At 74.4% G+C, this 10,159-nt stretch carries 10 protein-coding genes; 5 read left to right on the top strand and 5 right to left on the bottom strand.

Translation table 11 applies throughout. The features are described 5' to 3' along the window. The 4 genes from AB0K37_RS37195 to AB0K37_RS37180 all read right to left on the bottom strand — a co-directional run. Window positions 1-1,344, bottom strand: a 1,344-nt coding sequence (locus AB0K37_RS37195) for an ABC transporter permease (protein ID WP_363989523.1), incomplete at its 3' end; no start/stop codon positions are given. Next, entirely contained in the window at window positions 1,341-2,252 is a 912-nt protein-coding gene (locus AB0K37_RS37190; RefSeq protein WP_363989520.1) for an ABC transporter ATP-binding protein, read from the bottom strand. The genes AB0K37_RS37190 and AB0K37_RS37195, both read right to left, overlap by 4 nt. Next, window positions 2,249-2,917, bottom strand: coding sequence for a TetR family transcriptional regulator (locus AB0K37_RS37185; protein WP_363989518.1), 669 nt, complete (start codon window positions 2,915-2,917; stop codon window positions 2,249-2,251). The genes AB0K37_RS37190 and AB0K37_RS37185 overlap by 4 nt, the downstream gene beginning before the upstream one ends. Window positions 2,918-3,080: 163 nt before the next feature. Next, on the bottom strand, window positions 3,081-4,175 hold the full coding sequence (locus tag AB0K37_RS37180) for a trypsin-like peptidase domain-containing protein (RefSeq protein ID WP_363989515.1): 1,095 nt from the start codon (window positions 4,173-4,175) through the stop codon (window positions 3,081-3,083). A gap of 183 nt (window positions 4,176-4,358) precedes the next feature. Between AB0K37_RS37180 and AB0K37_RS37175 the strand changes: the two genes are divergently transcribed. After that, the gene (locus tag AB0K37_RS37175; protein ID WP_363989512.1) at window positions 4,359-4,781 is read left to right on the top strand and encodes an archease; all 423 of its coding nucleotides are present in this window, start codon (window positions 4,359-4,361) and stop codon (window positions 4,779-4,781) included. A gap of 40 nt (window positions 4,782-4,821) precedes the next feature. Here AB0K37_RS37175 and AB0K37_RS37170 read toward each other — a convergent pair whose 3' ends face one another. Next, window positions 4,822-6,240: an RtcB family protein gene (locus AB0K37_RS37170; RefSeq protein WP_363989509.1), complete on the bottom strand. Its 1,419-nt coding sequence runs from the start codon at window positions 6,238-6,240 to the stop codon at window positions 4,822-4,824. A 103-nt stretch (window positions 6,241-6,343) separates the two neighbouring features. Here AB0K37_RS37170 and AB0K37_RS37165 point away from each other — a divergent pair, with 103 nt between their 5' ends. The 4 genes from AB0K37_RS37165 to AB0K37_RS37150 form a co-directional block, all read left to right on the top strand. Continuing rightward, entirely contained in the window at window positions 6,344-7,003 is a 660-nt protein-coding gene (locus AB0K37_RS37165) for a hypothetical protein (RefSeq protein WP_363989506.1), read from the top strand. Window positions 7,004-7,111: 108 nt separating this feature from the next. Beyond that, on the top strand, window positions 7,112-7,948 hold the full coding sequence (locus tag AB0K37_RS37160) for a geranyl diphosphate 2-C-methyltransferase (protein ID WP_363989503.1): 837 nt from the start codon (window positions 7,112-7,114) through the stop codon (window positions 7,946-7,948). Window positions 7,949-7,998: 50 nt separating this feature from the next. Continuing rightward, a complete protein-coding gene (locus AB0K37_RS37155; protein ID WP_363989500.1) occupies window positions 7,999-9,192 on the top strand; it encodes a family 2 encapsulin nanocompartment cargo protein terpene cyclase in 1,194 nt (397 codons plus the stop codon). Window positions 9,193-9,426: 234 nt separating this feature from the next. Then, on the top strand, window positions 9,427-10,159 hold a 733-nt coding region (locus AB0K37_RS37150), incomplete at its 3' end, for a BTAD domain-containing putative transcriptional regulator (RefSeq protein ID WP_363989497.1).

Below are 10,159 nucleotides of genomic sequence, written 5' to 3'. Positions count from 1 at the left end.
CTGCTGCCCGCCGGGCCGTCCAGCTCGCGCAGGTCGTAGACGTCGTCGCGGACGGCGCGGACCACGACGACCGAGCCCCGCGACCGGCCCGAGCAGCGCGAAGGCCAGGTGGCCGGACGCCCACCGCAGCCGCCCGACGGGGGTGGCGAGCACCGGCTCGGCGCGCTGGCCCGTCTCCTCGGTGCGCAGCCGCAGCGTGGCCGAGACCGCGTAGGCGGCGGCGATCAGGCCGAGCATACTCATGATCGAGGCGAAGTAGGCGTCGGTGATCCCGCCCTGCCCGCCGAGCCGCGTGAAGATCTTCTCCAGCTCGGGGTTGTCCTTGACCATGTCGCCGACGCCGCCCGCCACCGCGCCGTACACGACGCCGAGCGCGGCGAACCCGGCGAGCCAGCCGTAGAGGGCGCGGCTCTGCAGCCGCCAGCCGAGGCCGAGGGCCCCCGAGAGCCGGCGCGGGGCGCCCGCGGGGCCGAGGCTGGGCGGCAGCACGCCCGCGCCCACGTCCCGGCGCGCCGACAGCAGGCCCGCGGCGGCGACCAGGGCGGCCGTGAGCGCGGCGACCAGCAGGAGCGTCCACCAGCGCTCCCCGCCGTAGGCGCGCAGGCGGTTCTCCCAGCCGAGCGGGGACAGCCAGCCCAGCCACGACAGCCCGTTGCCCGCGCCGCCGACGTCGGCGGCCATCCGGACGACGAACGCGACGCCGACGGCGGCGATCGCCATGCCCCTGGCGGCGCCCGCGCCCTCGCTGAGCTGGGCGGTGACGCCCGCGGCGGCGGCGAAGACGCATCCCGCGGCGGCCAGTTGCAGGCCGAACGCCAGCGAGCCCGCGAACGGCAGGCCCTGCGCCATCATGCCCGCGGTCAGCAGGGCGGCGAGGACGAGGTTCGCCGCCATCGTCACGGCCAGCGCGGCGGCCAGGCCGGAGCCGCGCCCGGTGACGGTGGCACCGAGCAGCTCGCGGCGGCCCGCCTCCTCCTCGGTCCGGGTGTGCCGGACGACGGTGAGCACGCTGATCAGCGCCACGATCACCGGGATGAACCCGGAGCGCTGGGCGATGATCGCGCCGAGGCTCGTGTCGTACAGCGGCCCGTACAGGGCGAGGAACGTCGGGTTGTTCCCCGTCGTCTGCGCGTACTTGAGGCGCTCGGCGGCCGTCGGGTAAAGGCTGTCGGTGGCCGCCACGAAGTTGATCGGGATCAGCGCCAGCACGATCACCCAGGACGGCAGCAGGAACCGGTCGCGGCGCAGGATCAGCCTGATCAGCCCGCCGGTCCCGGTGAGCGACCGCATCGGCGTGGCGCGGGACGGCGCGGCCGCCCGCGGTTCGTGGACCGCCGCGCTCATCGCGCGGCCTCCGATGCGAGCTCGTCCTTGTAGTGGCGCAGGAACAGCTCCTCCAGCGTCGGCGGGCGGCTGCTCAGGCTCCGCACGCCGACCTCGGTGAGCTGCCGCAGCGCCGCGTCCAGTTCGGGGGTGTCCACCTCGAAGCGGATCTTGTTGCCGTCGATGCGGACGTCGTGCGCGCCGGGCAGCGGCAGGCCGTCCGGCGGCGACGCCAGCTCCGCGTCGATGGACGTCCGGGTCAGGTGCCGCAGCTCGTCCAGCGTCCCCGACTCCACCGCGACGCCCTTGCGGATGATCGTCACCCGGTCGCAGAGCGCCTCGACCTCGGACAGGATGTGGCTGGACAGCAGCACGGTGCGGCCGTCGCGGCGCTCCTCCCGGACGCATTCCTGGAACACCTCCTCCATGAGGGGGTCCAGCCCGGAGGTGGGCTCGTCGAGCAGCAGCAGCTCGGCGTCGGACGCCAGCGCGGCGATGAGCCCGACCTTCTGCCGGTTGCCCTTGGAGTAGGCGCGGCCCTTCTTGCGGGGGTCGAGCTCGAACCGGTCGAGCAGCTCGGCCTTGCGGCGCGCGTTCACGCCGCCGCGCATCCGGCCGAGCAGGTCGATCACCTCGCCGCCGGACAGGTTCGGCCACAGCGTCACGTCGCCGGGGACGTAGGCGAGCCGGCGGTGCAGCTCGGTCGCGTCCCGCCACGGGTCGCCGCCGAGCAGCCGGGCGGTGCCGCCGTCGGCGCGCAGCAGGCCGAGCAGGACGCGGATGGTGGTGGACTTCCCGGCGCCGTTCGGGCCGAGGAAGCCGTGCACCTCGCCGGGCTGGACGGTCAGGTCCAGGCCGTCCAGCGCGCGGGTCCGGCCGAACTTCTTGACCAGGCCGGAGAGGGCTATGGGGGGCGTCTTCGTGGTCACCGGTCCTCCTCGTCGGGGGGTCGCCCGCCGGGGGCGGGCAGGTTCTTCAGGGCGGCGCGCGTCTGCGCCACCAGCTCGGGCGTCAGGAGCCGGTCGTCGAGGACGTCCAGCATCGCCAGCGCCATGCGGGGGTAGCCGTCGCCCAGGAGGACGTCGGCGCCGAAGGCTCTGGACATGTGCTCGTGCAGGACGATCAAGCCGAAGCTCATGCCGGTCATGACGGTCGCGTAGCCGTGCAGGTCGTCGGTCTTCGGCGCGGCCATGCCGGGCGCGCCGCGTTCGAGCATCTCCTCGCTGAACACGATCGCCTCGTCGAAGAGCACGGCCGCGGCGGCCGACCCGTCGGTCAGGGCGCGGGCCACGTAGCGCTGGATCGGCAGGGCCGTCCGCATGGCGATCGAGAGGAAGCTGGGGCTCGCCATCCCGCCGCTCAGGGCCTCCTGCTTGACCTCGCGGATCACCTCGATCACGTGCTCGTCGCAGGCCGCGCGCAGCGCCTCCTTCGTGCCGTAGTGGTGCTGGACGAGGGCGGGCGACACGCCGGCGGCCTTCGCGATGCCCCGGATCGTGGCGCCCTTCACGCCGTGCTCGGCGAACTCCAGCAGGGCCGCGTCCCTGATCCGGGCGCGGCCGGTCAGGTCCTCGGCCCGCTCCCGCGTCGCCATCCCCCACCCCCTGTACGCATGTTCAGTTGCCTGTACGCTTGTACACTGTACTCGCGTACAGGCACGCGTCAACCCGTTGGCGACGGGCGGTGCCGGCGGTGCTGGCGGCGCCAGCGGCGCGGGCGGTGCCAGCGGCGCGGGCGGTGCGGGCCTGCTGAGGGGGTCAACCGCCTCCGGGCAGCTGGCCGAGCGTCACCTGGACCTGCTTCTTCGAGCCGTCCGGCCTCTGGATCTCGACCTTCACCGTCTGGCCTGGCCTGAGGTTCGCGAGGACGGTGGTCAGCGCCGTCTGGTCGGGCGTCGCGGTGCCGTTCACCGAGAGGATCAGGTCGCCCGGCTTGATCCCCGCCTTGGCGGCCCCGCCGCCCTTCTGCACCTCCACGACGGCGACCGCCGTCCGCCTGCCGGTCTGCGGGTCGACGATCGTGCGCACCGCCACGCCGAGCGCGGCCCGGCCGGAGTTCGACACCTTCCCCGACTCGATGAGCTGCGGGACGATCCGCTTGACCGTGTCGCTCGGCGTCGCGAACCCGATGCCGGGCGCCGCGGCGCCGATCTGCGGGTCGGAGGCCGCCGCGGTGGGGATGCCGATCACCTGCCCGTCCAGCGTGACCAGGGCGCCGCCGCTGTTGCCCGGGTTGATGTCCGCGCTCGTCTGGATGGCGTCGGCGATGGTCGAGCCCTGGAAGGCCCCCTCGCCCTTGGTCGACACCGTGCGGTGCAGCGCGGAGACGATCCCGTTCGTCACGCTTCCGGAGAGGCCGAGCGGGTTGCCCATCGCCAGCACGATCTGCCCGACCTGCGCCGAGCTGGACTCGCCCCACGACGCCGGTTTCAGCGACCCGCCGCCGACCTTGACGACGGCCAGGTCGTCGGCGGCGAACTCGCCGACCATGGAGGCGCTCATCGGGGAGCCGCCGCCGGACGAGGTGACCTGGATCCTCTTCGCCCCCGCGACCACGTGCGCGTTGGTGACGATGTCGCCCTGGGCGTCGAACACGACGCCCGACCCCTCTCCCTGGTCGGTCTGGATCTTCACCACCGACGGCAGGACGGCGTCCACGACCTTCACGTACTGCTGCTGCAAGTCCGACCCGGACTCGGGCACCGGCGCCGACGTCCGCACCGACGCCGGTCCCGGATTCCCGGCCCTCCCGGCGTTCTCGGACTTCCCGCTGCACCCGGCGAGCGCCGTCCACCCCGCCATCGCCCCCGCCAGCGCCGCCGCGCACGCCTTCGCTCTCGCGCTCCTGTCCACGCTCCACCTCCAGAGGGCACCGTTCCCGCCCTCCGCGCGGCGGGCGCCGCGCCGCGCGCGATTTTGCGACGTCATGCCGCAGGCCGGGGACGCAGATGATCTTTTGGGGCCGGCCGGCGCGCCCGGCCGCCCGCCGGAGGGCCCGGCCGGTTTCCCGTGACCGGCGCCGGGTAGCCGTCCGACATGGCGCGCGCGAGCGGGCACCGGGGCGTCCCCCACCCCGCCGACCTGCGGATCGAGGCGTGGGGGCCGACGCGGGAGCGCTGCGTCGCCGAGGCGGTGGCCGGGCTCGTGGAGTCGTTCGCCGACGTCTCCGGCGTCCGCCCGTCCGGCGGCGTCCGGGTGGACGTCCCGTCCGGCCCGGACGCGGACCTGCTCGTCGCCGTCCTGGACGAGGTGATCTACCGCCTGGAGGTCGACGGCGCCCTGGTCCTGGACGCCGAGCTCGCGGGGGCGCCGGACGGCGGGCTCACCGCCCGGCTGGCGACCGGGGACGCGGCGGAGGCGGTGGGGACGGGCGCCGTGCCGAAGGCGGTGTCGCTGCACGACCTGCGGTTCGGCCGCGACGCCCGCGGCTGGTCCTGCGCCGTGACGATCGACGTGTGACGGGCGCCGCGCCGGACGGCCGCCGCGCGCGACCGGCCGGTCAGCCCTTCACGACGCCCAGCGGCACGAGGCGGGCGACCTTGCGGCAGAGCCCCGCCCCCTCGCCGGCCTCGACCACGGCGGACACGTCCTTGTAGGCGTCCGGCGCCTCCTCGGCCAGACCGCGCCACGACGACGGCCGCACGGCGACGCCGCGCTCCTCCAGCGCCGCCCGCAGCCGCCTGCCGTCGACGCCCCGCGCGGCCTGGTGGCGGCTCTGCACCCGTCCCGCGCCGTGGCACGTGGACGAGAACGCGGGCCCGCCCGGCACGCCCGTCAGGACGTAGGAAGACGTTCCCATCGTTCCGGGGATCAGCACCGGCTGGCCGGCCCCGCGCAGGTCGGGAGGCAGGTCGGGGTGGCCGGGCGGCAGCGCGCGGGTGGCCCCCTTGCGGTGCACGCACAGCCGCCGCCGCTCGCCGTCCACCACGTGCTCCTCGAGCTTGGCCAGGTTGTGCGAGACGTCGTAGACGAGGTCGAGCCGGGCGCCCGCGACCCGCCGGAACACCCGGCGCGCCGCCTGGGCGAGCAGCTGCCGGTTGGCGCGGCCGTAGTTGGCCGCCGCCGCCATCGCGCCCAGGTAGGCGCGGCCCTCGGCGGAGTCGACCGGGGCGCAGGCGAGCTGCCGGTCGGGGACCTCGATCCCGTGCCGCGGCATCGCCGCCTCCATCGCCCGGACGTGGTCGGTGCAGATCTGGTGGCCGAGCCCGCGCGACCCGCAGTGGATCATGACGCAGACCTGTCCCGGCCGCAGCCCGAACGCCCCGGCCACGTCCGCGTCGTAGACCTCGGCGACCCGCTGCACCTCCAGGAAGTGGTTGCCCGAGCCGAGGCTGCCGACCTGCCGGGCGCCGCGCTCCACCGCGCGCTCGCCCACCTGGCCGGGGTCGGCGTCGGCGACCGCTCCCGCGTCCTCGCAGCGGCGCAGGTCTCGCTCGTCCCCGTGGCCCTGCTCGACCGCGTACCGCGCTCCCCCGGTGAGGATGCCGGTCAGCTCCCGCCGTCCCGGCAGGCTCCACACCGCGCCCTTGCCCATGCCGCGCGGGATGACGGGGTCGAGGCCGTCCATCAGGTCCCGCAGGACGGGGGCGAGGCCGGAGGCGTCGATGTCCGCCGCCAGCAGCCGCACGCCGCACGAGATGTCGAACCCGACGCCGCCGGGCGAGACCACGCCGCCCTGCCCCGGATCGGTCGCCGCAACGCCGCCGATCGGGAAGCCGTATCCCAGGTGGATGTCCGGCATCGCGTAGGAGGCCTCCACCACCCCCGGGAGCGCGGCGACGTGGGCGACCTGCCCGATCGCGTTCTCGGCGGGCGCCAGCAGTTCCCGCGACGCGAACACCACGCCGGGCACGCGCATCGCGCCGGTCGGCTCGATCCGGAACCGGTAGGGGCCCTCCTCGACCAGGTCGGCGTCCACAAGGCGGGGCTACCCCCGGCCCCGCCCCTCATGCGCAGCTCACGCGCCCCGCCACGTCGGCGGCCAAGGAATCCACGCGCGCCGTGCGGGTAGCGTGCGAACCATGCTTGCCGAACCCGCCCCCGCGCTGAGCGACCTCGCGCTCGGGCTGGTCGTGGTGGCGCTCGCGGTCCGGCTGGGACGGATCCCGGCGCCGCACCGGCACTGGCGCACGGCCTTCTGGTGGGCGGGGATCGCGGCGCTCGCCGGATCCGTCCACCACGGGCTGATCAAGCACTCGGAGCGGTGGTCGGGGCCGAGCTGGGCGGTGATCAGCGCCATGGTCGTCGTCGCGGTGTCCTACCTGCTGGCGGCCACCGTCGCGGAGGTGCTCGGCCCGCACCACGGCAGGACGTTCTGGCTGCTGCGCTCGATCGGGATCGGCGCCTACGCCGTCCTCGCGGTGACCGGGCACGCCGGGGTCGGCGCCCTGCTCGCCTGCGAGAGCCTGACGATGGCGTGCATCATCGCCCTCTGGGGCTGGGCGGCCCGGCGCCGCCACCCGATGGCCGGCCCGGTGATCGTCGCGCTGGTCGCGAGCGCGGCCGCCGCCGCGACCAAGGCGATCGACCCGAGCGTCACCCGCAGCGTCGCACTGGACCCGACCTCGGTCTACCACCTCGCCCAGATCGTCGGCATGGTCCTGCTCTACCTGGCGGTCAGCCACCCGCGCCGCCCGGAGCACCGGGCGGACAGGAGTGTCCGCGGTGGAACATTCCCCTAACGGAGGTGTCTTCCTTCTGTGCTGAAGAGCGCCCTTTCGGACACGGACGGTCACCGTTAGCTTTCAACCCGTGATCTGAAGCCACCGTTCCCGTGGAGGAAAGCGTTCATGACGGCCATCGCCAGCGTCTACCAGCACGACGTCGCCACCTACTGGAACACCGAGCGCAACCCGGTCAACCTGCGGCTCGGCGACGTGTCGGGGATCTACCACCACCACTACGGCATCGGCGAGGTGGACTGGTCCGTCCTGGAGACCCCGGAGGACGCCCGCGAGGAGGCGGTCATCGCCGAGCTGCACCGTCTGGAGAACGCCCAGGCCCGGTTCCTGCTCGAACACCTCGGCGACATCCGGCCCGACCACCGGCTGATGGACGCGGGCTCCGGCCGCGGCGGCTCCAGCATCATGGCCAACGCCGCCTTCGGCTGCCGGGTCGACGGGGTGTCGATCTCCCAGGCCCAGGTGGACTTCGCCAACGAGCAGGCCGCCGAGCGCGGCGTGTCCGACAAGGTCCGGTTCCACTTCAAGAACATGCTCGACACGGGCTTCGAAGCGGGCGCGTTCCAGGCGATCTGGAACAACGAGTCGACCATGTACACCGTGCTGGACGACCTGTTCGCGGCGCACTCCCGGCTGCTGGCCCGCGGCGGCCGGTACGTCACCATCACCGGCTGCTACAACGACGTCTACGGGCTGCCGTCCCGGGCGGTGTCGACCATCAACGCCCACTACGTGTGCGACATCCACCCGCGCAGCGCCTACTTCCGCGCCATGGCGGCCAACCGGCTCGTGCCCGTCACCGTGGTCGACCTGACCGCCGACACCATCCCCTACTGGGAGCTGCGCGAGAAATCGTCGGTCGCGACCGGCATCGAAAGCGCCTTCCTGGAGGCTTACCGCGACGGCAGCTTCCAGTACCTGCTCATCGCCGCCGACCGCATCTGAACCCGTTGACCCGGACCGGTCGCCTTCGGGCGGAGGCAGGTGAGCAGACCATGGAAACGACGCACCACGGGTGCAGCGGCCGGCGCGCGCCGTACGGCTCGGCCGCGGAGCCCCGGCCGGCGCGGCCGTCCGGGCCGGGGACCGGGGCGGCGGCCCTGCCGTCGCTGATCGCAGCGGCGCGGCCCAGCCGCGAGGTCCCCTACGGCGACCTCCTGGCCGGAAGGCATCCGCGGCCGGTCGGCGGCGGCGGGCCCGGCTACGCCGAGCGCGACTGGGGCGACGGCTCGCACTCTCCGCTCTACTGCCCGCTGCCCGAGCGCGCCGACGACGCCCTCGCCGCCGAGGTCGACGCCCGGCTGGCCTCCTGGGCGCGCGACCGCGGGTTCGACGACCGGGAGCTCGACGCGCTGGGCAAGGCGGCCTTCGGGCGCCTCGTCACCCTCGCCCACCCCGACACCGACGATCCGGACGCCCTGCTCGTCGCCGCGCAGCTGAACGCCGGATGGTGGGCCGCCGACGACTACTACGCCGACGACACCGCCCTCGGCGCCGTGCCCGCGCGGCTGCCGCAGCGCCTGACGCTGGTGATGGCGGCGATGGACCCGGTGCCGTCCGCGGGCGAGTTCACCCCGCCGCTGAACGAGGCCCTGGAGGGCGACGTCGTCCTGCGGATGCTCGGCTCGGCGGTCGGCCACCTGAAGCGCCACGCGTCCCCCGTGCAGGTCCAGCGGATCTGCTACTCCACCTTCGCCATGTTCGTGAGCTGGACGGCCTACGCGGCCTGGCGCGAGACCGGCGAGCACCCGCCCGCCTGGGAGTACCTGGCGGCGCGCCAGCACGACAGCTTCTACACCTCGATGACGCTGATCGACGTCGTCGGCGGCTACGAGGTCCCGGCCCACCTGTACTACGACCCGCGCGTCCGCCGCGCCGCCTTCCGCGCCGGGACGGCCAGCGTGATCGTCAACGACCTGCACTCGGTGGCCAAGGACGCGGCCGACGAGAACCCGGTCTGCAACCTGGTGCTGCTGATCGCCGCGGACCGGGGCTGCTCGGTGGAGGAGGCGACCGAGACGGCCGTGCGCCTGCACAACGACCTCGTCCGCGACTTCGAGGCGGGGCACCGGGAACTCGCGGGCGTCCCGTCCCCCGAGTTGCAGCGGTTCCTGCGCGGGCTGCGGGCCTGGATGGGCGGCGGCTTCGAATGGCATGCCACCAACCCGCGCTACCGCGAAGGCGGCTGAATCCGCTGTTCCGGAGGTGTCCGGCGCCGGGCTTCACCGAATACGCGTGATGACCGGATCATGTTCGGTCGCACGGCCGCTGTTGACGGCATTACCACAGCGAGTCAAGACGGAAGCCAAGAATCGTCCGATGCGTAAGCGTGGTCCGGCCCGGCCGGGCCGGCGCGCACCGGAAAAGGCCGCCTGCATTACTCTCTCTGCGTCGCTGTACCCGGGGATGGAGCGAGGCGCACGGTGGAATTCCGTATTCTGCGCAAGAGGCTGGGCATCCGGGCGGAGAGCGGCGAATCCCTCGCCGTGCCCCACTCCGGCGCCCGCGGGCTGCTGGTGACGCTGCTGCTCGAAGAGGGCCGCCCCGTCCCGGCCGACGTGCTCGTCGAGCGGCTCGCCGACCCCTCCGGCGTGCCGGATCCGGCCGCGGCGCTCACCCGGGCCGTCGGCGCCGCGCGGCTCTCGCTCCCGCCCGGCCGGCTCATCACCGAGAACGGCGGGTACCGGCTCGTCCTGGACGAGGACGACGAACTGGACCTGAGCCGGTTCCGGTCGCTCGCCGCGCGCGCACGGCGGCTGCGCGCCCGCGACGCCGCCGCGGCGATCGCCGGCTACGAGCGCGCGCTGGGACTGTGGGGCGGGGAGCCGCTGGGCGACCTGCCCGCCGCCGGCGCCATGGAGGCGACCCGGCGGGCCCTCGTCGGCGAGCGCGGCCAGGTGCGCGAGGAGTTAGCCGAGGTGCGGCTCTCCCAGGGCCGGCACCGCGAACTCATCGGGCCCGCGCGCGGCTGGGTCGCGCAGGAGCCGGCGAACGAGCACCTGCGGAGCCTGCTGATGCTCGCGCTGCACCGGGCCGGGCGCAAGCACGAGGCGCTGCGCCTGTACGAGGAGGCGGGCGGCATGGACCCGCGCGACCCGCGCGCCCCCATGTTCGCCGCCTACGACTGGCTGACGATGCTGCAGGACGGTCTCGTCC

The organism is Actinomadura sp. NPDC049753 (genome assembly GCF_040674655.1).
GTDB lineage: Bacteria > Actinomycetota > Actinomycetes > Streptosporangiales > Streptosporangiaceae > Spirillospora > Spirillospora verrucosospora.
The sequence above is the reverse complement of the archived record's forward strand: the minus strand, read 5'-3'. Positions and strand labels throughout refer to the sequence as shown.

Excerpts from the sequence above, each read along its gene's own strand:
- AB0K37_RS37185 (WP_363989518.1), bottom strand. The coding sequence starts at position 2,917 with ATGGCGACGCGGGAGCGGGCCGAGGACCTGACCGGCCGCGCCCGGATC.
- AB0K37_RS37175 (WP_363989512.1), top strand. The coding sequence starts at position 4,359 with ATGGCGCGCGCGAGCGGGCACCGGGGCGTCCCCCACCCCGCCGACCTG.
- AB0K37_RS37165 (WP_363989506.1), top strand. The coding sequence starts at position 6,344 with ATGCTTGCCGAACCCGCCCCCGCGCTGAGCGACCTCGCGCTCGGGCTG.
- AB0K37_RS37160 (WP_363989503.1), top strand. The coding sequence starts at position 7,112 with ATGACGGCCATCGCCAGCGTCTACCAGCACGACGTCGCCACCTACTGG.
- AB0K37_RS37155 (WP_363989500.1), top strand. The coding sequence starts at position 7,999 with ATGGAAACGACGCACCACGGGTGCAGCGGCCGGCGCGCGCCGTACGGC.